20 protein-coding genes and 5 tRNA genes are annotated in these 22,840 nt (G+C 65.2%); 19 read left to right on the forward strand and 6 right to left on the reverse strand.

Translation table 11 applies throughout. The features are described from left to right. Nucleotides 1–10 precede the first annotated feature (10 nt). The 10 genes from ACSQ25_RS08475 (at nt 11) to ACSQ25_RS08520 (ending at nt 8,809) form a co-directional block, all read left to right on the forward strand. Nucleotides 11–559, forward strand: coding sequence for a chemotaxis protein (locus tag ACSQ25_RS08475; RefSeq protein ID WP_436105261.1), 549 nt, complete (start codon nt 11–13; stop codon nt 557–559). Nucleotides 560–631: 72 nt separating this feature from the next. Beyond that, nucleotides 632–997 (forward strand): response regulator, encoded by a 366-nt coding sequence (locus ACSQ25_RS08480; RefSeq protein ID WP_436105262.1) that lies wholly within the window; start codon nt 632–634, stop codon nt 995–997. Nucleotides 998–1,033: 36 nt separating this feature from the next. Beyond that, nucleotides 1,034–3,211 (forward strand): chemotaxis protein CheA, encoded by a 2,178-nt coding sequence (gene cheA, locus ACSQ25_RS08485; RefSeq protein WP_436105263.1) that lies wholly within the window; start codon nt 1,034–1,036, stop codon nt 3,209–3,211. A 27-nt stretch (nt 3,212–3,238) separates the two neighbouring features. Further along, a complete protein-coding gene (locus tag ACSQ25_RS08490) occupies nt 3,239–3,742 on the forward strand; it encodes a chemotaxis protein CheW (protein ID WP_436105264.1) in 504 nt (167 codons plus the stop codon). 91 nt (nt 3,743–3,833) lie between these two features. Beyond that, a complete protein-coding gene (locus ACSQ25_RS08495) occupies nt 3,834–4,691 on the forward strand; it encodes a CheR family methyltransferase (RefSeq protein WP_436105265.1) in 858 nt (285 codons plus the stop codon). Nucleotides 4,692–4,696: 5 nt separating this feature from the next. Next, nucleotides 4,697–5,293 carry a chemoreceptor glutamine deamidase CheD gene (gene cheD / locus ACSQ25_RS08500; RefSeq protein WP_436105266.1) on the forward strand — a complete coding sequence of 199 codons (597 nt, stop codon included), beginning with the start codon at nt 4,697–4,699 and terminating at the stop codon, nt 5,291–5,293. A 32-nt stretch (nt 5,294–5,325) separates the two neighbouring features. Beyond that, entirely contained in the window at nt 5,326–6,387 is a 1,062-nt protein-coding gene (locus ACSQ25_RS08505; RefSeq protein ID WP_436105267.1) for a protein-glutamate methylesterase/protein-glutamine glutaminase, read from the forward strand. A gap of 121 nt (nt 6,388–6,508) precedes the next feature. Continuing rightward, the gene (gene cheY / locus ACSQ25_RS08510) at nt 6,509–6,904 is read left to right on the forward strand and encodes a chemotaxis response regulator CheY (RefSeq protein ID WP_436105268.1); all 396 of its coding nucleotides are present in this window, start codon (nt 6,509–6,511) and stop codon (nt 6,902–6,904) included. A 1-nt stretch (nt 6,905) separates the two neighbouring features. Beyond that, the gene (cheZ, locus tag ACSQ25_RS08515) at nt 6,906–7,544 is read left to right on the forward strand and encodes a protein phosphatase CheZ (RefSeq protein WP_436105269.1); all 639 of its coding nucleotides are present in this window, start codon (nt 6,906–6,908) and stop codon (nt 7,542–7,544) included. Between the two features lie 59 nt (nt 7,545–7,603). Then, entirely contained in the window at nt 7,604–8,809 is a 1,206-nt protein-coding gene (locus ACSQ25_RS08520; protein ID WP_436105270.1) for an EAL and HDOD domain-containing protein, read from the forward strand. Between the two features lie 9 nt (nt 8,810–8,818). Here ACSQ25_RS08520 and ACSQ25_RS08525 read toward each other — a convergent pair whose 3' ends face one another. The 6 genes from ACSQ25_RS08525 to metG all read right to left on the reverse strand — a co-directional run bounded on the left by ACSQ25_RS08525 (nt 8,819) and on the right by metG (nt 15,401). Continuing rightward, nucleotides 8,819–9,631, reverse strand: coding sequence for a flagellar brake protein (locus ACSQ25_RS08525; protein WP_436105271.1), 813 nt, complete (start codon nt 9,629–9,631; stop codon nt 8,819–8,821). An 81-nt stretch (nt 9,632–9,712) separates the two neighbouring features. Next, nucleotides 9,713–10,552: a pantoate--beta-alanine ligase gene (panC, locus tag ACSQ25_RS08530; RefSeq protein WP_436105272.1), complete on the reverse strand. Its 840-nt coding sequence runs from the start codon at nt 10,550–10,552 to the stop codon at nt 9,713–9,715. A 41-nt stretch (nt 10,553–10,593) separates the two neighbouring features. After that, nucleotides 10,594–11,484: a segregation and condensation protein A gene (locus tag ACSQ25_RS08535; RefSeq protein WP_436105273.1), complete on the reverse strand. Its 891-nt coding sequence runs from the start codon at nt 11,482–11,484 to the stop codon at nt 10,594–10,596. A 17-nt stretch (nt 11,485–11,501) separates the two neighbouring features. Next, nucleotides 11,502–11,711 (reverse strand): DUF3460 family protein, encoded by a 210-nt coding sequence (locus ACSQ25_RS08540; protein ID WP_436105274.1) that lies wholly within the window; start codon nt 11,709–11,711, stop codon nt 11,502–11,504. 66 nt (nt 11,712–11,777) lie between these two features. Next, nucleotides 11,778–13,094 carry an enoyl ACP reductase FabMG family protein gene (locus tag ACSQ25_RS08545; RefSeq protein ID WP_436105275.1) on the reverse strand — a complete coding sequence of 439 codons (1,317 nt, stop codon included), beginning with the start codon at nt 13,092–13,094 and terminating at the stop codon, nt 11,778–11,780. Nucleotides 13,095–13,262: 168 nt separating this feature from the next. Further along, complete coding sequence (gene metG / locus ACSQ25_RS08550) at nt 13,263–15,401, reverse strand: methionine--tRNA ligase (protein WP_436105276.1); 2,139 nt, start codon at nt 15,399–15,401, stop codon at nt 13,263–13,265. Between the two features lie 148 nt (nt 15,402–15,549). On the opposite strand from metG, the gene apbC reads away from it, so the two are divergent. From apbC to ACSQ25_RS08595, 9 genes are all read left to right on the forward strand, one after another. Then, nucleotides 15,550–16,638, forward strand: a complete 1,089-nt coding sequence (apbC, locus tag ACSQ25_RS08555) for an iron-sulfur cluster carrier protein ApbC (RefSeq protein WP_436105277.1) — start codon at nt 15,550–15,552, stop codon at nt 16,636–16,638. Nucleotides 16,639–16,744: 106 nt separating this feature from the next. Further along, nucleotides 16,745–19,261, forward strand: coding sequence for a bifunctional diguanylate cyclase/phosphodiesterase (locus ACSQ25_RS08560; RefSeq protein ID WP_436105278.1), 2,517 nt, complete (start codon nt 16,745–16,747; stop codon nt 19,259–19,261). 40 nt (nt 19,262–19,301) lie between these two features. Then, nucleotides 19,302–20,651, forward strand: coding sequence for an aminotransferase class I/II-fold pyridoxal phosphate-dependent enzyme (locus ACSQ25_RS08565; protein WP_436105279.1), 1,350 nt, complete (start codon nt 19,302–19,304; stop codon nt 20,649–20,651). Nucleotides 20,652–20,682: 31 nt separating this feature from the next. Next, nucleotides 20,683–22,074, forward strand: coding sequence for a glutamate--tRNA ligase (gene gltX / locus ACSQ25_RS08570; RefSeq protein WP_436105280.1), 1,392 nt, complete (start codon nt 20,683–20,685; stop codon nt 22,072–22,074). 124 nt (nt 22,075–22,198) lie between these two features. Further along, nucleotides 22,199–22,274: transfer RNA gene (locus ACSQ25_RS08575), tRNA-Ala, on the forward strand. Nucleotides 22,275–22,304: 30 nt separating this feature from the next. Then, nucleotides 22,305–22,380, forward strand: a tRNA-Glu gene (locus ACSQ25_RS08580). A gap of 76 nt (nt 22,381–22,456) precedes the next feature. Further along, nucleotides 22,457–22,532: transfer RNA gene (locus ACSQ25_RS08585), tRNA-Ala, on the forward strand. A gap of 31 nt (nt 22,533–22,563) precedes the next feature. After that, a tRNA-Glu gene (locus ACSQ25_RS08590) sits at nt 22,564–22,639 on the forward strand. Between the two features lie 45 nt (nt 22,640–22,684). Beyond that, nucleotides 22,685–22,760, forward strand: a tRNA-Glu gene (locus ACSQ25_RS08595). The last annotated feature ends 80 nt before the right edge of the window (nt 22,761–22,840 follow it).

Raw genomic sequence — 22,840 nt, forward strand, 5'->3', positions numbered from 1 at the left:
GGAGACTGGAATGAAAAGAAAAAAGATACTCGGTTCGCACGTGAAGCGCCTGCTGTCGGGCGTGGCCATCCACGGACGCCGTCACCTGACCGAGGTCGAGACCGACCTGCTGCAGACCGAACTGCTGCTGGAAGAAGCCATCGACAAGCTGACCAGCAGCTTCATGGCGATCCACACCGCGGTCGGCGCGCGCCAGGAAGCGATCAACCGCCTGCTGGCGGGCGAGACCCCGAGCGCGGAAGACAGCGCCCGGCTGTCCGACATGTCGGGTGAAATCGGCCAGCACGTGAACTCGGCCATCACCAGCATGCAGTTCCAGGACATGACCAGCCAGCTGATCGACCGCACGCTGCGCCGCGTGGCCGGCCTGCGCGAATTCCTCGGCACGCTCAGCGAGCACGGCGCCGAGATCGCGCCGGAGACCGACAGCGAGGAGATCGTCGAACGCCTGGGCAAGGTCAGCATGGCGCTGGCGATCCAGTCGCTCGAACTGCGCAGCATGCTGCGTAAGTCGGTGGAACAGCATCACCTCGAAAGCGGGGACATCGAGCTCTTCTGAGTTCGCTGGCCAAACATTCAGCCACTTTACATTCAACCGGAACATACCGGAATAAAACAGCAGGAGCAAAACATGGCAAAAACGATTCTCGCGGTCGACGATTCCAGTTCGCTGCGCCAGATGGTGGCCTTCAGCCTGAAGGCGGCCGGCTACAACGTGGTGGAAGCGGTCGACGGCCAGGATGGCCTCGACAAGGCCAAGCTGCAGAGCGTGGACCTGGTCCTGACCGACCAGAACATGCCGCGCATGGACGGCCTGGCCCTGATCAAGACTTTGCGCACGCTGCCGAACTACGCCAAGACCCCGATCCTGATGCTGACCACCGAGTCCTCGGACGAGATGAAGGCCAAGGGCCGCGCCGCCGGCGCCAACGGCTGGCTGGTCAAGCCTTTCGATCCGCAACGCCTGATCGAAGTAGTGAAAAAGGTCATCGGCTAAGGCCATGGCGCAGCGGGCTTCAGAACGGATTTCATCATGACGATCGACATCAGCCAGTTTTACCAGGTCTTTTTCGACGAGGCAGAGGAACTGCTCGCCGAAATGGAGCGGCTGCTGCTGGGCGTCGACGTGGCATCGCCCGACCCGGAAGACCTGAACGCGATCTTCCGCACCGCCCACTCGGTCAAGGGCGGCGCCTCGACCTTCGGCCTGACCGACATGAGCGAAGTCACGCACGTGCTCGAGTCGCTGCTGGACCGCATCCGCAAGGGCGAGATGGCGCTCACCTCGAACCACGTGGACGCCTTCCTGGCCGCCAAGGACAGCCTCAAGATGCAGCTGGACGGCCACCGCCACGGTGCGGCCGTGGACCAGGAAGCGGTCGCCAACGTGCGCATGGTGTTGCATGACCTGGCCGAGGGCCTGGTGCCGCAGGCGCCGCTGGTGGCGGCATCCTATTTGACCGCCGAAACGAAGGCCCATCACCCGACCGAGGGTGCGCACCGCTACAAGATCGAACTGCCGCCGGTGGAACCGCGCGACATCACGGCCCTGGTCGACGAACTGGGCCTGATGGGCCGCGCCAAGGTCACGCCGCTCGACGGCGGCCGCAGCGCCATCATCATCACGACCCACGAGAGCCTGGACGACATCATCGCGATCTGCTCCTTCGTGCTGAACCCGGACGACCTGAAGATATTCGAGGCGCCCGCGCTCACGCCCGAGCAGCGCGCCATCGAGGCCGCCGAGCGCAAGCGCATCGAGGACGAGCAGGGCTACGGCTTCTTCGACTTCGACGACGAGGCCGCTGCCGCGTCCAGCGAAGAGGAACTGTCCGACGACGAGCGCGGCTACGGCTTCTTCCAGCCGATCGAGCAGATCCGCGCCGCGGCCGGCATCACCAACGAAGCGAAACCGCAGGCTGCGGCGCCGAAGGGCCCGGATCCGATCGAGCTGTCCGAGCTGGCCAGCGAACTGGCCGCCGAGAAGAAGGCGGCGAAGAAGGACCCGCATGCCGAATCGTCCTCGATCCGCGTGTCGGTCGAGAAGGTCGACCAGCTGATCAACCTGATCGGCGAGCTGGTGATCACCAACGCCATGCTCGAGCAGCGCAGCGGCAACCTGGACCCGATGGCGCACGAGCGCCTGCTGAACTCCATCAGCCAGCTCGGACGCAATACGCGCGAGCTGCAGGAAGCCGTCATGTCGATCCGCATGATGCCGATGGACTTCGTGTTCTCGCGCTTCCCGCGCATGGTGCGCGATCTCGCCACCAAGCTCGGCAAGAAGGTCGACTTCATCACCAACGGCGCCGCCACTGAACTGGACAAGGGCCTGATCGAGCGCATCGTCGACCCGCTGACCCACCTGGTGCGCAATTCGATCGACCACGGCATCGAGATGCCGGCGGCGCGCGTCGAAGCCGGCAAGTCGGACGCGGGGCGCCTGTTCCTGTCGGCCGGCCACCAGGGCGGCAACATCGTCATCGAAGTCTCCGACGACGGCGCCGGCCTGAACCGCGAGCGCATTTTGGCCAAGGCGGCCCAGAACGGACTGCCGGTGTCCGACAACATGAGCGACGAGGATGTCTGGCAGCTGATCTTCGCGCCGGGCTTCTCGACCGCGGAACAGGTGACCGACGTGTCCGGCCGCGGTGTCGGCATGGACGTCGTGAAGCGCAATATCGCTTCGATGGGCGGCACGGTCGACATCCGCTCGGCGCGCGGCTTCGGCACCACGATCTCGATCTCGCTGCCGCTGACCCTGGCCATCCTGGACGGCATGTCGATCCGCAGCGGCGAGGAGATCTACATCCTGCCGCTGTCCTTCGTGGTCGAGTCGCTCCAGCCGGCGCCGCAGGACATCCGCGAAATCGCGGGTCGCGGCCAGGTGCTGAAGGTGCGCGGCGAGTACCTGCCGCTGATCCCGCTGTACCAGATGTTCGACATCACCCCGCGCATCACCGACCCGTCCGAGGGCATCGTGGTGATCCTCGAGACCGAGGGCAAGAAGACCGCGCTGTTCGTCGACGAGCTGGTGGGCCAGCAGCAGGTGGTGGTCAAGAACCTGGAAGCGAATTACCGCAAGGTGGCCGGCATCTCGGGCGCCACCATCCTCGGCGACGGCGGCGTTGCCCTGATCCTGGACGTGGCCGCGCTGGTGCGCTCCTCGCGCCAGCTGCTGGACGACCCCCTCGTCTCGAGAAGCCTTTAACACATCATCAATCAAGAGGACGTGACCATGTCTACTGTACAGAACAACAAGCCGGCTGACGGCAACGCCATCGAAGGCGCGGGCAGCGAATTCCTGGCCTTTACCCTGGGCTCCGAGGAATACGGCATCGACATCCTCAAGGTGCAGGAGATCCGCGGCTACGAAGCGGTCACCCGCATCGCCAATGCCCCGGAATTCATCAAGGGCGTGATCAACCTGCGTGGCATCATCATTCCGGTGGTGGACATGCGCATCAAGTTCAAGCTGGGCACCCCGGTGTACGACCAGTTCACCGTCGTGATCATCCTGAACATCGGCGGCCGCATCATGGGCATGGTGGTGGACAGCGTCTCCGACGTGACCACGCTCACCCCGGACCAGATCAAGCCGGCCCCGGAAATGGGCACCGCCTTCAACTCGGACTACATGATCGGCCTGGGCACCGTGGACGAGCGCATGCTGATCCTGGTCGACATCGACAAGCTGATGTCGTCCAGCGAGATGGGCCTGATGGACAAGCTGGCAGCATGATCTCGCGGGGTGGCCTTTTGTGATTCAGGCCATCCCACGCACGGCCCGGCACGAGCAACGCAAAGAGCAACAGCTAGAAAGAGGCAAGGACGTGCCGCAGCAAAGAACCGACACGGTCAAGGAATTCGACTTCACGCGCAGTGATTTCGAGCGGGTCCGCGCGCTGATCTACCAGCGTGCCGGCATCTCGCTGGCCGACAGCAAGCAGGAAATGGTCTACAGCCGCCTGGCGCGGCGCCTGCGCGCCACCGGCATCCAGTCCTTCGTGCGCTACCTCGACGATCTCGAGGCCGGCCGCATGGCGACCGAATGGGAAGCCTTCACCAATGCGCTGACCACCAACCTGACCTCGTTCTTCCGCGAGGCCCACCACTTCCCGCTGCTGGCCGAGCACCTGGCCGGCCTGCGCGGCAAGGGCGGCGGACCGCTCACCATCTGGTGTTCGGCCGCGTCCACCGGCGAAGAGCCGTATTCGATCGCGATGACTGCCTGCGAGGCCTTCAACACCCTCACGCCGCCGGTGCAGATCGTCGCGACCGACATCGACACCAACGTGCTGGCGGTCGGCGCCAGCGGGGTCTATCCGATGGAGCGCATCGAGAAGGTGGGCCAGGAGCGCCTGAAGCGCTTCTTCCTGAAAGGGAAGGGCGCCAACGAAGGCATGGCGCGGGTGCGCCCTGAGCTGCGCCAGCTGGTCAGCTTCCGCCAGCTCAACCTGCTGGCCAGCGACTGGCCGGTGGACGGCGCTTTCGATGCGATCTTCTGCCGCAACGTGATGATCTACTTCGACAAGGACACCCAGCGCAAGATCCTGGCCCGCTTCGTGCCCCTGATGAAGCCCCATGCCCTGCTGTTTGCAGGGCATTCCGAAAACTTCCTGTACGTGTCGGATGCGCTGCGCCTGCGCGGCAAGACCGTGTACGAACTCGACGGGGCGGGGCGGCGCTGATCGACATGAACAACCAGTTCGCCACCAACGTCTACTACGACCGCACCTTCGACTGCGACGCCGCCAAGATCCTGCCGGGCGAGTACTACTACACCGGCAAGAACATGCTGATCGTGACCGTGCTCGGTTCCTGCGTGTCGGCCTGCATCCGCGACCGCCTCACCGGCCTGGGCGGCATGAACCACTTCATGCTGCCCGACGGCGGCGGCGACGGCGGCAGCCCGGTGTCAGCCTCGATGCGCTACGGGAGCTTCGCGATGGAGATCCTGATCAACGACCTGCTCAAGGCGGGCGCGCGGCGCGAGCACCTGGAGGCCAAGGTATTCGGCGGCGGCGCCGTGCTGCGCGGCTTCACGGCGATGAACGTGGGCGAGCGCAATGCCGCCTTCGTGACCAGCTTCCTGAAGACCGAGCGGATCCCGGTGCTGGCCGCGGACCTGAACGACATCTACCCGCGCAAGGTCTACTTCTTCCCCAAGACCGGCAAGGTGCTGGTGAAGAAGCTGATGCAAACCCAAAACGATACGCTGGCAAAACGCGAGCTCGATTACGCCAAGCGACTCAAGGTGGAACCGGTCGGCGGCGACATCGACCTGTTTTAACCAGAAGAAGAAAAAACCTGAAAGGACGACGTATGACAATCAAGGTTCTGATCGTCGACGACTCTGCGCTGATCCGCAGCGTGATGAGCGAAATCGTCAACTCCCAGCCCGACATGGAAGTCGTGGCCACGGCCCCCGACCCGCTGGTCGCGCGCGAACTGATCAAGCGCCACAACCCCGACGTGCTGACCCTCGACGTCGAGATGCCGAAGATGGACGGCCTCGATTTCCTGGAAAAGCTGATGCGCCTGCGCCCGATGCCGGTGCTGATGGTGTCCTCGCTGACCGAGCGCGGCTCCGAGATCACCATGCGCGCGCTGGAGCTGGGCGCGGTCGACTTCGTGACCAAGCCGAAGATCTCGATCCAGACCGGGATGCGCGAGTACACCGAGTTGATCGCCGACAAAATTAGGGCCGCCGCACGCGCCCGCGTCAAGCGCGCGGTCCCGGGTACGGTGCCGGCGCCCCAGCTGTCGGCCCTGCGCAGCCCGCTCATCTCGTCGGAAAAACTGATCATCATCGGCGCGTCCACCGGCGGCACCGAGGCGATCCGCGAATTCCTGATGCAGATGCCCTCGGACTGCCCGGGCATCCTGATCGCCCAGCACATGCCGGAAGGCTTTACCAGCTCCTTCGCCAAGCGCCTCGATTCGCTGTGCAAGATCAGCGTGAAGGAGTCGGCGGGCAACGAGCGGGTGCTGCCCGGCCACGCTTACATTGCTCCTGGGCATTCGCACCTCTTGCTGGCCCGTTCCGGCGCCAACTACATGACCCGCATCGAGCAAAGCCCGCCGGTCAACCGGCACCGTCCCTCGGTAGACGTGCTGTTTCGAAGCGCGGCCGAAGCGGCGGGCAAAAATGCCGTTGGTGTTATCCTGACAGGCATGGGCAAGGACGGCGCCGCGGGCATGCTGGACATGCGCAATGCGGGGGCGCACAATTTTGCCCAGGACGAGGCGAGCTGCGTCGTATTCGGCATGCCGCGCGAGGCGATCGCGCTGGGCGCGGCCCACGACATCGGCAGCCTGCAGTCGCTGCCGCGCATGGTACTCGAGCACCTGGCCTCGCAGGGGAGCAGGGCGTTGCGTGTTTGATCCAGCACGCCTTGTATTGATGCCATTTTATCGCCGTACGGCAACAAAAATGCTATTCTGGAGGCTGTTATGCAGTCTTCGCCCAATAAACCAAAGTACAAGATTCAAAACGGAGTAATTCATGGCTGATCCAAAGATGCGTTTTCTGGTTGTTGACGATTTCTCGACGATGCGCCGCATCGTCCGGAATCTGTTGAAGGAACTGGGTTATGCCAATGTCGACGAAGCCGAAGACGGCGTGATGGGCCTGGCCAAGCTGCGCAGCGAGCAATTCGACTTCGTGGTGTCGGACTGGAACATGCCGAACATGGACGGCCTGACCATGCTGCAGAACATCCGTGCCGATCCCGCGCTGGCCAAGCTGCCGGTGCTGATGGTGACCGCCGAAGCCAATAAGGAAAACATCATCGCGGCCGCACAGGCCGGCGCCAGCGGCTACGTGGTCAAGCCGTTCACGGCCGCCACGCTGGACGAGAAGCTGAACAAGATCTTCGAGAAGATGGACAAGGCGGGCTGAGATGATTGAGCAGACTGCTGTCCAGGCCGAGGCCTCCCACGAGGAGGTCCTGAGCCGGATTGGCCACATGACGCGCGCGCTGCACGAAAGCCTGCGCGGCCTCGGCCTCGACAAGCTGATCGAGAAAGCGGCGAGCGACATCCCGGATGCGCGCGACCGCCTCGACTACGTGGCGCGCCTGTCGGAACAGGCCGCCAAGCGCGTGCTGGACGCCACCGACGCCGCCGGCCCGGTGCAGGATGCCATCGAAACGCGCTCGGCCGAGCTCTCGGGCGCATGGCAGTCGCTGCTGGACAAGGGCGCATCGGAGCTCGAGTGGCGCGCGCTGGCCCAGCGCACCATCGCCGGCCTGGACGAGTCCCGTGCCGGTGCGGTGGCGACCCGCGGCCAGCTGATGGACATCATGATGGCCCAGGATTTCCAGGACCTGACCGGCCAGGTGATCGGCCGCATCACGGGCATCGCCCAGAACCTCGAACAACAGCTGGTGCAGGTCCTGATCGACTTCGCGCCGAGCGAGATCAAGCGCGAGCTGGACAATGGCCTGCTCAACGGTCCGCAAATCAACCCGGAAGGCAAGAGCGAGGTGGTAGCCGACCAGGGCCAGGTCGACGACCTGCTCGACAGTCTCGGTTTTTGACGGGCTCGTCCGTCGGCGTCCGGGCCGCGTGCTCGTTCTAGTTTTTTCTCCGCGCCCACATGCACCAAACCAATTTCATCGTTCGTGAACCGCTGCTCGATCCCAAGCAGCGCGTCATCGGTTACGAGCTGTCATGGCAGCACCACGACGGCAAGCTAGCGACCGACCAGGAACTGGAAGACCTGGTCGGCTTCGTCGCCGAGCACGTCAACCATCCCGAACACGGCTGGCTGCTGCGCGACAAGATCCTGTTCCTCGATGCGGTGCCCGCGATGCTCTCGACCGATGCGCTGCATGCGCTGCCGCCCGAGCGCACCGTCCTCACCCTCAACATCCGCAGGCTGACCGACCCCGACGTGCGCGCGGCGGTGCAGGCGGTGCGCGCGGGCGGCGTGGGGGTGTCGATCCGCGGGGCCGACCTCAAGCTGCTGGGCCGCAACCTGTCTCCCTATGCCTCCTATGTCGAGGTGCAGTTCGCCGGCAACGACGTCGCCAGCCAGGCGCGCACCTATGCCGCCGCCAAGAACGCGGCGATGCGCATGGTGGGCCGTCCGGTGGCCAGCTGGGCCGACTTCGACGCCTGCGCCGCGCTGGGCCTGGACGCCTTCGTCGGCAAGCTGCACCTGACGCCGCGGCCGGGCAATCCGGTCAAGGGCATGAACCCGACCCAGAGCGTGATCCTCCAGCTGATGCAGATGGTGCAGAACAACGAGGACGTGCCCAAGCTCGAGAACGTGCTCAAGCGCGATCCGGCGCTCACCTACAAGCTGCTGAGCTACATCAATTCGGCCGGCTTCGGCGCCGCGCGCCAGGTGCAATCGCTGCGCCAGGCGATCGCCCTGATGGGCTATGCGCCGCTGTACCGCTGGCTGGTGCTGCTGCTGGCCACGGCCAGCTCGAGCGGCTATTCGCCGGTACTGATGGAAACCGCGGTGGTGCGCGGCCGCCTGGCCGAGCTGCTGGGCCAGAAGGCACTGCCCGGGGAGTCGGAAAACCTGTTCGTCGCCGGCATGTTCTCCCTGCTCGACCGCCTGCTGGGGCTGCCCATGCTGGAGGTGCTGGAGTCGGTGCAGCTGCCGGAAGAAGTGGTCAGGGCGCTGGTGGCGCGCGAAGGGAAATACGGGCCTTACCTGGCGCTGGCGGAGGCTTGCGAGCTCAATTCGCGGCTGGTGGCCTCGCTGGCGGAGTCGCTCGATATCAGCCCACTCGAGGTCAACAAGGCGCACCTGTCGGCACTGGCCTGGGCGCAGAACCTCGCTGCGTAAAGTCGGAAGCTAGCGCGCTGCGGCGCGCCGATCCACGGTGCCGGTCGTCACGAAGCGCTCCAGCGTCTGCTGCATCTGCATCGAAATACTCGCAAAGCTGCACCCGATCTGCACCTGTTCTCCCAGCAGGAAGGTGCGGAAGGGCCGCAGCAGGCGCACTTCGAGGTCGGCCATGATGACCAGGTTCGGCCCCAGTTCCAGGCGTACGCCGTCCAGCTTCTTCCCCACGTGCAGCCCGAAGCACTGCTCGGGCGTTGCCCGCATGCCGACGCCGCCCTGCGAGAAATCGTAGAGGGGCAGGTCGATCTGCACGCCCTTGATGCGGAAACTGGCCATGTAGTTGACGCCCACCGGCGTCTCGACGCGGCGCGCGGCGCGCCGGTTCAGCACCAGGCAGGTCGGCGGGAACTCGGCCGCCACGTGCATGCGATTGTCCGGCGCCGGTTTCCATGACTGGTCGAGCTCGAACTGCAGCTTGGCATTGCCGCCCAGCGAGGCGACCAGGGTGGCCTTGCCCGCGGGCGGGCGTTCGCTGCCGGTAAAGTCGAGCACGAAGTGCGGCAGCTCCGGGTCGACCGACTCGACCCGCGCCAGCAGCGGCTCGATCCAGCCGGTCGGGAATACCGTGACCGGCTCACCGGACAGCGACAGGGCCGTGAGCGCCTCGCCGATGTCGAAGGGGTCGCGCATTTCATGGGGCGTGGCGGTGCTGCCGATGCGGTGCAGCGCATCGTTCTGCTTCGGCGGCCCCTTGCGGGTGAGGGGAGCGGTGTCGTTCACGGCAACAATTCCTTGCGTTGACTTCATGAGTTGCGGTTCCATGCAGGTTTCCGCTTACGTCAAGTATAAAGCCAGAATTACCCTATTGCAATTTAGCAATCAAAGATGTTTTTTTTGCTAAGCTCAGATTTCCAGGTTGTCGATCAGGCGCGTGTTGCCGAGCTTGGCCGCGGCGAGCACCACCAGCGGCGTGCCCGCTTCCAGGTCGGCGGCGCCGGGCGCCTGCAGGTCGATGCGTTTGCGGATCGAGACGTAGTCGGGCTTCCAGCCGCGTGCGGCCAGGTGTTCCATGGCCTGGCGCTCGACCTCGGCCGGCGTGCGGCCGCCGGCGCGCATGGCTTCGGCGACGGCGTTCAGCTGCTGGTACAGCACCGGTGCTTCGGCCCGCTCTTCGCTCGACAGGTAGCCGTTGCGCGAGGACAGGGCCAGGCCGTCCTCGGCGCGGAAGGTCTCGGCGCCGATGATCTCGGTCGGCAGTGCGAACTGGCGTGCCATATTGCGGACGATCATCAGCTGCTGGTAGTCCTTCTTGCCGAACACGGCCACGCGCGGCTGCACGCAGGAGAACAGCTTGGTCACCACGGTGCAGACGCCGTCGAAGAAGCCGGGGCGGAACTCGCCTTCCAGCGTGTTGCCGAGGCCATCGGGCGGGCGCACGCGGTATTCCTGCGGTTCCGGGTACATGTCCTTCTCGGTCGGCGCGAACAGCACGTAGACGCCTTCCTTTTCGAGTTTCGCGACGTCGTCCTGGAAGGTGCGCGGGTACTTGTCGAAATCCTCGTTCGGGCCGAACTGCAGGCGGTTGACGAAGATCGACGCCACCACCGGGTCGCCATGCCTGCGCGCCAGGCGCATCAGCGAAAGATGGCCTTCGTGCAGGTTGCCCATCGTCGGCACGAAGGCGGTGCGCAGCTGGCCGCGCAGCTGGTCGCGCAGTTCGTCGATGGAGGAAATGATTTTCATGGGGTTGTAATGTACAGATGCAAGAATGAATGTAGCGGCTTTCAAGCCGGGGAATAGGCCAGGCGCACATAGATCGGTGCGAAGGGCTCGGCCTGCGTGATCTCGATCAAGGTTTCCTTCGCCAGTTCGAGCATGGCGACAAAGTGTACAACCACTATCGGAACCGTGTGCTGGCCTGCGAAGAGTTCGGAAAATTCGACGAAGCGCTGCGACTGCAGGGTGCGCAGGATGGCCGACATGTGCTCGCGCACCGACAGTTCCTGACGGCTGATCCGGTGGTGCTGGGTCAGCTTGGCGCGGCGCAGGACGTCGAGCCAGGCGCGCTGCAGGTCCCAGGGGTCGACGTCGGGCAGCGCGGGGGCCAGGCCCTGTTCGACGAACAGCTGCGGGCGCACGAAGTCGCGGCCTTCCTGGGGCAGGGCGCCGAGCGCCAGCGCGGCCGCCTTCATCTGCTCGTAGTCCAGCAGGCGCCGCACCAGTTCCGCGCGCGGGTCGCCGACGTCCTCGACCAGGTCGTCCTGCCTTTTGGGAAGCAGCATCCTCGACTTGATTTCGATCAGCATTGCCGCCATCAAGAGGTACTCGGCGGCCAGTTCCAGGTTGTGCTGGCGGATCTGCTCGACGTATTCCAGGTATTGCAGGGTCACCTGCGCCATCGGGATGTCGAGGATGTTGAAGTTCTGCTTGCGGATCAGGTAGAGCAGCAGGTCGAGCGGGCCTTCGAAGGCGTCGAGGAAGACCTCGAGCGCATCCGGCGGAATGTACAGGTCGCTCGGCAGGCGCGTCAGCGGTTCGCCGTACAGGCGCGCGATCGCTCCCTCGGCCGCTTCGGCAGCCGCGGTAATGTGTGCGTCATGCGGGTCGGATCCTGGAGGCGCCCCGTCGTGCCGGGGACCGGCCGGCAGCTCGTGCTCGGCCTGCTCGGGCAGCATGGGGGCGCGTCCCTACCTCAGACCTTGGTCTGGTAGGGGTAGGCTTGCTGGCGCAGGCGCGACTGCTTGATGCGCTCCTGCTCGTCGAGCGACAGCGGGGCCTTGTCCCACAGCAGGGAACGGCCTTCGACCTGGCGCTCGTCCATGCCGGGGGTCTTGGCCTTGAGCTCCTTGATGAACTTGGTGTGCTCGGATTCGTACATCGAGTGTTGTTTTGCGAAGAACATGATTTCCAGAAAGTGATAAGCAAGAGACCGGGCAGATTCTTCCGCCCCGGCGCCTCCGGGTCAAGTTTACTTGTGCAGTTCGTTCAGCTGGCGGGCGATGATGTCGTGGCTGAGCCACAGCACCGGCGCGATCTTCTCGGAAGCGCCATGGAACATCAGCGGGCCGGCGCCTTCCAGCACCAGGCTGGACAGGTGGTCGGTGATCAGGGCCTTCTTGTCCTTGTGCAGGTCGGTGATGTCTTCCGAGGTGCCGATCATGACGTCCGCCAGTGCCGGGGTGTTGTCCATCGGCCAGGCTTCGAAGTTGCGGAACTCGGCGCTGGTGGCGTCGTTGTTGTAGCGCTCGATGGTGTCGAGTAGCGACTGCAGCGACACGCCCTCGTTCAGCAGGTCCTGGCAGATCTGCCATTGCTGGTCGGCCCAGGCGCCGCCGCCTTCCTTCTTCAGCGCGGTCAGGAGCGGGAACAGCGACAGCTCGACGCCGACGAAGATGTCGGAGGAATTGGTGCGGATTTCCGGGCAGTTGAACACGGTGGCCCAGACGCCCTGGTTCCAGGCGGCCTGCGCGATCGACTCCAGGCGCATCTTGGCGTAGCCCTGGGTGTAGTTGGTGTAGGTCTGCCAGGTGTACTCGCCGCCGATCAGGATTTCGGTGCCGTGGTAGCCATAGGCCGTGTAGCGCACTTCGCCGCCGGCTTTCGTCACGCGCTCGCGGATCGCGCCCGATGCGTCGATCAGGTACTTCAGGGTGTTGGCGGTGACTTCATCGAAGTTCATCAGGATCAGCTTGCCCAGGTCGCTGTCGAGCAAGGCGCGCGAGGATTCGAAGCGCTCGCCGCGGCCCTTGTAGATGCGGTTGGCGATGGCCAGGAAGGCCTTGATCTTCGGGATACCGCCGGCCATGGTGTGGGCGAAGAAGACGTTCGCGCCGTCCGGGATCAGCTTGTCGATCTCGGCCATTGCCTGGGCGGCGGAGGTGGCGAAGCGGCGCACGCCGGCTTCGCGGCAGCGCTCGATCTTTTCCCAGTCCAGCTTGTCGTCCTGCCAGGTCTTGAGCTTGACGTTCGCCAGCAGTTCGGTCGGATTCTGCTCGCCTTCCGGCGCATCCATGTCGAAGCCGGCCATCAGCGGCACGTTGACGATTTTCCCGCCCAGTTTCTCTTCCGCCTCGGCATGCTCTTCCGCGGTCAGGGCGCGCAGGGCGCCGGTTTCATCGCGGCGGCCGACGGTGATGCCGACGATGCTCATGCCGGCCTTGCGTGCCTCATCGATCAGGCCGTTCACATAGCCACGGCCGAACAGTTCGCCGAACAGGACGAAGACGTCGCCTTTGCGGAACACGTTGGCCTGGGGGATGTGGCGGAGAGGAGTCAATTCGGTCATCTTGTTATCTACCTATTTTTGAATGGTCTGAAGAAGGCCTGCCGGCAAGGGCCGTAGGGGCGCGAGTTTCAGAAAAAACATGCCATTATAACGCCGCAAAAGGGCGGTCCAAACAATTGGGGGAAACAATGCCGGCGGCACTGTTCCCCCCAATTCTTCCAGCTGGTATCAGCGAATGCGCATGCCCGGCTGCGCGCCCGGCATCGGATCCAGCAGGTACAAGCCCGGATTCGCCTTCTCGTCCGCCGCCGACGCACACAGCACCATGCCTTCCGACACGCCGAACTTCATCTTGCGCGGCGCCAGGTTGGCGACCATGACGGTCAGCTTGCCGATCAGGTCTTCCGGCTTGTAGGCCGACTTGATGCCCGAGAACACGTTGCGGTAGCGGCCTTCGCCCACGTCCAGGGTCAGGCGCAGCAGCTTGCCGGCGCCTTCGACGTGTTCGCAGTTGACGATCTTCGCCACACGCAGGTCGATCCTGGTGAAATCGTCGATCGAGATTTCCGGCGCCAGTTCTTCGATATCGCCACCCGCCGGGGCGTCCGCAGCCGGCTCGGCGGCTACAGCAACGGCTGGAGCGGCAGCGACAGGAGCAGCCGCCGGCTTGTCGAACAGGTTCTCGACCATCTTCGCATCCACGCGCTGCATCAGGTGGCTGTAGGCGCCGATGGTACGGCCCAGCATGGTTTCGTAGACGGCCGCGCCATGGGTGTCGGCCCAGCTCAGCTCGCCGTCGCCGAGGAATTCGGTGACGCGGGCGGCGATCTGGGGCAGCACCGGCGACAGCATAATGCTCAGCTGGCGGAACAGGATCAGCGCGGTGGTGCAGACGTCGTGCAGTTCAGCCAGCTTGCTCTCGTCCTTGGCCAGCAGCCAGGGCTTGTTCTCGTCCACGTACTGGTTGACGATGTCGGTGATCTCCATGATCTCGCGCATCGCGCGGCCGTACTCGCGCGCTTCGAAGGCCGCCGCGATGTTCGCCTGGCGCTCGGCGCCCTCGTTCATCAGGGCCTTGCAGATCCAGCCCTTGGCGGTATCCGACAGGCTGTCGGCCAGCTTGCCCTCGAACTTCTTGGTGATGAAGCCGGCGCAGCGGCTGGCGATGTTGATGTATTTACCGATCAGGTCGCTGTTCACGCGGGCGACGAAGTCCTCGCCATTGAAGTCCAGGTCTTCGACCTTGGCATTCAGCTTGAAGGCCAGGTAGTAGCGCAGCCATTCCGGGTTCATGCCCAGCTCGAGGTAGCGCAGCGGCGAGATGCCGGTGCCGCGCGACTTCGACATCTTTTCGTTGTTGACCGTCAGGTGGCCATGCACCGCGACCTTCAACTTGTCGATGATCGGGTGCTTCGAGAAGTTCAGCATCGCCGGCCAGAACAGCAGGTGGAAGGACACGATGTCCTTGCCGATGAAGTGGACCTGCTCGGCCGCCGGGTCGTTCAGGAAGGCTTCGTAGTCGATGCCGCGCTTGGAGAAATAGTTCTTCAGCGAAGCCAGGTAGCCGACCGGCGCGTCCAGCCACACATAGAAGAACTTGCCCGGCGCATCGGGGATCGGGATGCCGAAATAGGGCGCGTCACGCGAAATATCCCAGTCGGCCAGCTTTTCGCCGGACTCGCCCAGCCATTCCGAGACCTTGTTGACCATTTCCGGCTGCAGGCGGCCCGGGGTGTTCAGCCATTCCTTCAGGAAGGCGAAGCAGCGCGGGTCAGACAGCTTGAAGAAATACTGTTCCGAGGGCTTCAGGATCGGGGTCGAACCGGTGAAGACCGAGAACGGGTTGATCAGTTCGGTCGGCTGGTAGGCGGCGCCGCAGACTTCGCAGTTGTCGCCGTACTGGTCCTTGGCGTGGCAGGTCGGGCACTCGCCCTTGATGTTGCGGTCGGCCAGGAACATGCCCTTGACCGGATCGTAGAAGCGGTCGACGGTCTTGGTGACGATCAGGCCCTCGGCCTTGAGCTTGCGGTAGATGCCTTGCGAGAGCTCGACGTTTTCCGGCGAATCGGTGGAATACCAGTTGTCGAAGGCGATGTGGAAGCCGTCCAGGTATTGCGGGCGGCCGGCGGCGATCTTGGCCACGAATTCCTGGGGCGTGATGCCTTCCTTCTCGGCCGCGATCATGATCGGGGTGCCGTGGGTGTCGTCGGCGCAGACGAAGTGCACCTGGCGCTGCTGTCCATTGTCGCGCTGCATTCGCTGGAACCGGACCCAGATGTCGGCCTGGATGTATTCCATCATGTGGCCGATATGGAAGGCAGCGTTGGCGTAGGGCAGGGCGGTGGTGACGAACAGCTTGCGGGTCATGGTGGTCGAAGCGCTTTGGTTATATGGAAAGAAGCATTTTAACAGCGGAAGGCCCCACATGCGCAGGGGCCAAGGCAGGGTTTGCCAAACCAACAAGAAGACCCCGGCGTTTTTTGCTACACTTCGGCCTTATCACTTGGAGAAATACATGAGCATTACTGAGAACGACGTCAAGGCGGCATTGTCGGCAGTTATCGATCCTAACACCGGGAAGGATTTCGTCTCTTCCAAGTCGATCAAGAACCTGAAGCTCAGCGGCGACGACGTCGCGCTGGACGTCGAGCTGGGTTATCCGGCGGCCAGCCAGGTCGCCGCGATCCGCGACAGCGTGCTCGCCGGCCTCAAGGCGCTGCCGGGGATCGGCAACGTGACGGTCAAGGTATACAGCAAGATCCTGTCGCACGCGGTCCAGCGTGGCCTGAAAATCATGCCGAACGTGAAGAACATCATCGCCGTCGCCTCGGGCAAGGGCGGGGTCGGCAAGTCGACCACCGCCGTCAACCTGGCGCTGGCCCTCGCCGCCGAGGGCGCCAGCGTCGGCATCCTCGACGCCGACATCTACGGCCCTTCGCAGCCGATGATGTTGGGGATTAACGGGCGTCCCGAGAGCCGCGACGGCAAGACCATGGAGCCGCTGGAGAATCACGGCGTGCAGGTATCCTCGATCGGCTTCATGATCGATCCGGACGAGCCGATGGTGTGGCGCGGCCCGATGGTCACCGGCGCGCTCCAGCAGCTGCTCGAGCAGACCAACTGGCGCGACCTCGATTACCTGATCGTCGACATGCCGCCGGGGACCGGCGACATCCAGCTGACCCTGTCGCAGAAGGTGCCGGTCACCGGCGCGGTGATCGTCACCACCCCGCAGGACATCGCGCTGCTGGACGCGCGCAAGGGCCTCAAGATGTTCGAGAAGGTCGGCATCCCGATCATCGGCGTGGTCGAGAACATGAGCACCCACATCTGCTCGAACTGCGGCCACCACGAATCGATCTTCGGCGAAGGCGGCGGCGAGAAGATGTGCCGCGACTTCGGCGTCGACTTCCTCGGCAAGCTGCCGCTGACCCTGTCGATCCGCGAGCAGACCGATTCCGGCCGCCCGACCGTGGTGGCGGACCCGGACGGCCCGGTCGCCAACGTCTACAAGGAAATCGCGCGCAAGGTCGCCGTCAAGGTCGCCGAGAAGGCGAAGGACATGACCAGCAAGTTCCCGAGCATCGTCGTCAAGAACGACTGAAGCTGAGCACGGCCCCATCTTTCCAGCAACTTTCTGTTTGAAAATAAAGTTCATCGGATTTTTCCTGCAACACTAGTAATTTGGAGTGTGGCCCATGGAATAAGCGATGAGCGACGACAGCAGACAGCGGTGGCGCGGGCGTTACCTGGACGCGGCTCACCTGTTCGTACCCGCCAGACTGCGGCAGGAACCCGCGGTGCTGGCGCGGGCCGAGAACGTGGTCAACGCGGCCTTGATGGCGGCCACCGCCGGCCCCCTGTATGCGCTGGCCTACTGGCTGCTCGGCCTGAAGCTGGCGGCCGTCGAGATCCTGGCCTGCTGCCTGTTCATGCTGATGGCGCCGCCCGTGCTGCGCCTGAGCGGCAGCATCGCCCTGGCGCGCGAGCTGTTCCTGTGCGCGCTGTTCTTCAATTTCACCTGGCTGACCTGGCACCTGGGCGGCATCCACGCCCCCACGGCCAGCTGGCTGATCACGGCGCCGGTGGTGGCGATGTTCCTCGGCGGCGTCGGCAGCGGCGTGTTCTGGCTGGCGGCGAGCTGCGCTTCCGCCGCCACGATCTGGGGCTTGCCGGCCTTCGGCTGGGCCGCTCCCGCCACCCCCAGCCTCGACATGCCGCTGCTGCACCTGATCTGCAACCTGGGCCTGTACGTGGTGGTGCTGGTGTTCGTGCTGCTGTTCGAGCTGACCAAGACCGAAGGCTTCGTCAAGCTGCAGCGCGCCCTGTCGACCATCAACGAGCTGGCGATCCGCGACGAGCTGACCGGCTGCCATAACCGCCGCTTCCTGCTCGGCCTGATCGACCGCGAGAAGGAACGCAGCGACCGCAATCGCCGTCCGTTCTGCCTGTGCCTGTTCGACATCGACTTCTTCAAGCGCATCAACGACACCTATGGCCATGCGGCGGGCGACGAGGTGCTGCGCAGCTTCGCCGCGGCGGTGCAGGGCCAGATCCGCGCCACCGACGCCTTCGGGCGCTACGGCGGCGAGGAATTCCTCCTGATGCTGCCCGAGACGCCGGCGCCGGATGCGATGGTGCTGGCCGAGCGGGTGCGGGGCGTGATCGCGGACCTGCGCTGCGCGGGCAGCGAGGGCGGGCCCGCGATCTCGCTCACGGTGTCGGCCGGGGTGGCCGAATACCGCCTCGGCGAGGCCGTGGCCCAGGTCATCGCGCGCGCCGACGAGGCGCTGTACACGGCCAAGTCGCTCGGGCGCAACCGGGTGCATTGCCACGACGACGACGAGCACCTGCCGGTGGTGCAGAAGACCGAGGCGGCCGGCCGTGAACCGGGTACGGGACGGCTCCCCGGCGGCGTCCAGTGCGACCAGCTCACCGGCCTGCTCAACCGGAACCTGCTGCGCGACCGCCTGCGCCACGCGATGGAGCGGGCCAACCGCAACCGCCGCCTGGTGGCGCTGCTGCTGCTGAATATCAACGGCTTCAAGGAGATCAACGACGAACTCGGCGACGAGGCCGGCGACGAGCTGCTGAGCCAGGCCGGGGCCACGATCCGGCGCTGCCTGCGCGATTCCGACACCGTGGCGCGCTGGGGCGGCGACGAATTCGTCGCCCTGCTGGAGGACGTGAGCTTCGAATCCGACGCCCAGGTGGTGGCCGAGAAAATCCTCGACCGCTTCGGGCTGCCCCTGAACGTGGCGGGACGCGCGTGCTTCGTGACGCTGGCGGTGGGCGTGGCCCTGTACCCGGCGGCCGACTGCGACCTCGATGCCCTGCTCAAGCGCGCCGACATCGCCATGCGCGGCGCCAAGCGCTGGGGCGAGAATGGCGTGCAGGTCTATTCCGGCGACACCATGCAGCCGCAGAGCGAGCGCCTGGCCCTGAAGAACGGCTTGCGCGAGGCCCTCGCGCAGGGCCAGCTGTTCCTCGAGTACCAGCCCCAGATCGAGCTGGGCAGCCGCCGCGTGGTCGGCGTCGAAGCCCTGCTGCGCTGGCAGCATCCGGTGTACGGACGCGTGGATCCGGGCCGCTTCATTCCGCTGGCCGAGGAGACCGGCATGATCGTCCCGATCGGCGACTGGGCGCTGCGCACCGCCTGCCTGCAGAACCGCGCCTGGCGCGCGGCCGGGCTCCCCGAGATCAAGACCGCGGTCAACCTGTCGGCGCGCCAGCTGAAGGAACCCGGGCTGCCGGCGCGCGTGCTGGCCATCCTCGGCGAGACCGGCATGCCGGCGCGCTGCCTCGACCTCGAGATCACCGAGGGCATGCTGATCGAGGACCTGGCCGCCAACTGCGCCCTGATGAACAGCCTGCGCCAGGCCGGCGTCGTGGTCTCGATCGACGATTTCGGCACCGGCTACTCGAGCCTGAACTACCTGTCCGAGCTGCCGGTGGACATCCTGAAAATGGATGGCCTGTTCGTACGCCGCCTCGGCGCGGCGCGCAACCGTCCGTTCGCGATCGCCGAAGCCATCGTGGCGATGGCGCACCGCCTCGGCCTGAGCGTGATCGCCGAGGCGGTCGAGACGCCCGAGCAGCTGGCCGACCTGGGCGCGATGGGCTGCGACGCGGCCCAGGGCTATCTGTTCGCCCGGCCGCTGCCGCCCGCCGAGGTCGCGGCGCTGCTGGCGCGCCAGGTCGAGGCGGCGCCCCTCGTGCCGGCCTGAACGCCGATCCGATTGACCTGTTTCCCTGCCGGAGGATGCCGTGCTGAATGAACCGATTCCCTTTGATCCCGCCCACGACCTGGACGCGCTGGCCGCGTCGGGTGCGCTGGGCGGCAATGTCGCCCTGTTCCGCCAGCCGCGCGGCCCGGACCTGCTGCGCCGCGGCGCGCCGCTCGACGACTGGTGCGCGCTGCGCATGCGGCACGGGGTCTGGCCTTATGGCCGCATCCTGGAAGGACCGCCGGCGCCGCTGGCCACCGTCGAGGGCGATGGCCTGGCGGCGCAGCAGGGCATCAACTTCGCTTCGCAGGACTACCTCTCGCTGGCCGGCCATCCGGACGTCATCGACGCGGCCATGCGGGTGCTGGCGGAATGCGGCCCGCACAGCGCCGGCTCGGCCATCCTGCTCGGGAACAGCCGCTATTCCGGCGCGCTGGAGCACAGCCTCGGCGCGCTGCTGCATTGCCAGCACGTGGTGCTGTTCCCGACCGGCTGGGGCGCGGCCTTCGGCGCGGTGACGGCGCTGGTGCACGGCAGCGACTACGTCCTGATCGACGCCCTGGCGCATGCCTCGCTGCGCCAGGGCGCGGCGGCGGCGAGCCGCAACGTGTCCGCGTTCCGCCACCTCGACTGCGACCACCTGCGCGAGCTGCTGGCCGGGATCCGCGCGGTGGACGCCGAGGCTGCGATCCTGGTCGTCACCGAAGGCTTGTTCAGCATGGATGCCGACAGCCCGGACCTGCCGCTGACGCAATACCTGTGCCGCGAGTACGGCGCCACGCTGCTGGTCGACGTGGCGCACGACCTGGGCGCGATGGGGCCGGGCGGCAGCGGCGTGATCGGGGCCCAGGGCATGCTGGGCAAGATCGACATCGTGATGGGGGCGTTTTCCAAGACCTTCGCCTCGAACGGCGGCTTCGTGGCCTGCAACGAGCGCAGCGTGCGGCGCCAGCTGCAGCTGTTCGCGGGCCCGCACATGTTCTCGAACGCGCTGTCGCCGATGCAGGCGGCCACGGTGCTGGAGTGCCTGCGCATCGTGGGCGGCAACGAGGGGGATGTCCTGCGCGCGGACCTGATGCGCAACGCGCTCGAGCTGCGCGCGCTGCTGCAGGAGGAGGGCATGCGCTGCCTCGGCGCGCCTTCGCCGATCGTCCCGCTCTGGACCGGCAGCGAATCCGCCGTGCGGGTGGCCGGCATGCTGCTGGCGCGCGAGGGGGTATTCGTCAACCCGATGGAGTTCCCGGGCGTGCCGCTGGGAGGGGCGCGCCTGCGGCTGCAGATGATGGCGCGGCATACGCCGGCCCAGACCCGGCGCGCGGCGAAGCTGCTGGCATCGGCGGTGCGGCGCGCGCTCGATGCGCCGCGGCCGGTGCTGCGGCCGGCGGGGTAAAATACCTCTTTTACCTTTTTTGCATCCCGCCATGACCGTCCGCACACGTTTCGCTCCGAGCCCGACCGGCTACCTCCACCTGGGCGGCGCCCGCACCGCGCTGTATTCCTGGGCCTATGCACGCCACTTCGGCGGCACCTTCATCCTGCGCATCGAAGACACCGACCTCGAACGCTCGACGCCGGAAGCGGTCCAGGCCATCCTGGACGGCATGCAGTGGCTCGGCCTGTCGCACGACGAAGGCCCGTTCTACCAGATGCAGCGCATGGAGCGCTACCGCGAGGTGGTGGCATCGATGCTGGAGCAGGGCACGGCCTACCTGTGCTACTGCTCGCCGGAAGAAGTCGAAGCGATGCGCGAGCGCATGCGCGCCGCGGGCGAGAAGCCGCGCTACGACGGCACCTGGCGTCCGGAACCGGGCAAGCAGCTTCCGCCGGTGCCGGAAGGCGTCAAGCCGGTGGTGCGCTTCAAGAACCCGCTCGACGGCGAAGTCACCTGGGTCGACGTGGTCAAGGGCCCGATCACCATCGCCAACAAGGAGCTCGATGACCTCATCATCGCGCGTCCGGACGGCACCCCGACCTACAACTTCTGCGTGTCGGTGGATGACTGGGACATGAAGATCACCCACGTGCTGCGCGGCGACGATCACGTGAACAACACGCCGCGCCAGATCAACATCCTGCGCGCGCTGGGCGCCGAACTGCCGCAGTACGGCCACCTGCCGATGATCCTGGGCGCGGACGGCCAGAAGCTGTCGAAGCGCCACGGCGCCGTCAGCGTGATGCAGTACCCGGAGCAGGGCTACCTGCCGGAAGCGATGCTGAACTACCTGGCGCGCCTGGGCTGGAGCCATGGCGACGACGAGATCTTCTCGATGGAGCAGTTCACCGAGTGGTTCAACCTGGAGCACCTGACCGCGTCGGCGGCCCAGTTCAATCCAGAGAAGCTGGCCTGGCTGAACAACCATTACATCAAGCAGGCCGACAACGAGCGCCTGGCCGCGCTGGCACGCCCGGTGCTGGAGCGCGAGGGCGCGGTGTTCGAGGGCGCACCGGCGCTGCCGACCGTGATCGCGCTGGTGAAGGACCGGACCAATACCATCAATGAGCTGGCCGATACCGCGATGCTGTTCTACCGCGAGCCGAAGCCGGATGCCGCGCTGCTGGCCCAGCACCTGACGGATGCGGTGCGTCCGGCGCTGGCCGCCTTCGCCGGGCGCTGCAAGGACGTGGAATGGAACAAGGCCGCGATCGCCGCCATGTTCAAGGAAGTCCTCGCCGCGCACGGCCTGAAGATGCCGCAGATTGCGATGCCGCTGCGCCTGATCGTCACCGGCCAGCTGCAGACGCCGGCCATCGATGCGGTGCTGGAATTGTTCGGCCGCGACGTCGTTTTGGCGCGCATTGCAAAGTATCTTTAATGCCTTTTCGCGGAGCGCGCATTTTCTGAAAACAGCTATTTGCGAAATGCAAGGCGCTCCGCTATAATGCTCGCACTTCAGCAGCACACGGTACGAAGCAGTAGGCAGTAAGGTACAGTGAAGAGGGGGTATAGCTCAGCTGGGAGAGCGCTTGCATGGCATGCAAGAGGTCAGCGGTTCGATCCCGCTTACCTCCACCAACACTCTGAAGTGCAGTATGGTAGTTCCAGGTCCCCATCGTCTAGAGGCCTAGGACATCACCCTTTCACGGTGAGTACCGGGGTTCGAATCCCCGTGGGGACGCCAGGGTTCTGGCAGCGTGCAACCAGCGGCACGCAGTAGTAGAAGTAAATGCAGTATGTTAGAATGTTGTTTTCCCGTAGGGGGTATAGCTCAGCTGGGAGAGCGCTTGCATGGCATGCAAGAGGTCAGCGGTTCGATCCCGCTTACCTCCACCACGTAGGAAAAACAACAGTTCTGACCGTCCGGGTCCCCATCGTCTAGAGGCCTAGGACATCACCCTTTCACGGTGAGTACCGGGGTTCGAATCCCCGTGGGGACGCCAAGAATTTGGTAAATCAGTAATAAGAAGCAGCAAGTACAGTTCAAGGTCCCCATCGTCTAGAGGCCTAGGACATCACCCTTTCACGGTGAGTACCGGGGTTCGAATCCCCGTGGGGACGCCAGCATAAGACCGGAGTAGACCAACGCGCTTGCGCGGAGAGGTGCTCCGGTTTTTCTTTTTGTCCGTCGCTTTTGCGTGATC

The organism is Massilia sp. LjRoot122, from assembly GCF_964252725.1.
Lineage (GTDB): Bacteria > Pseudomonadota > Gammaproteobacteria > Burkholderiales > Burkholderiaceae_D > Telluria.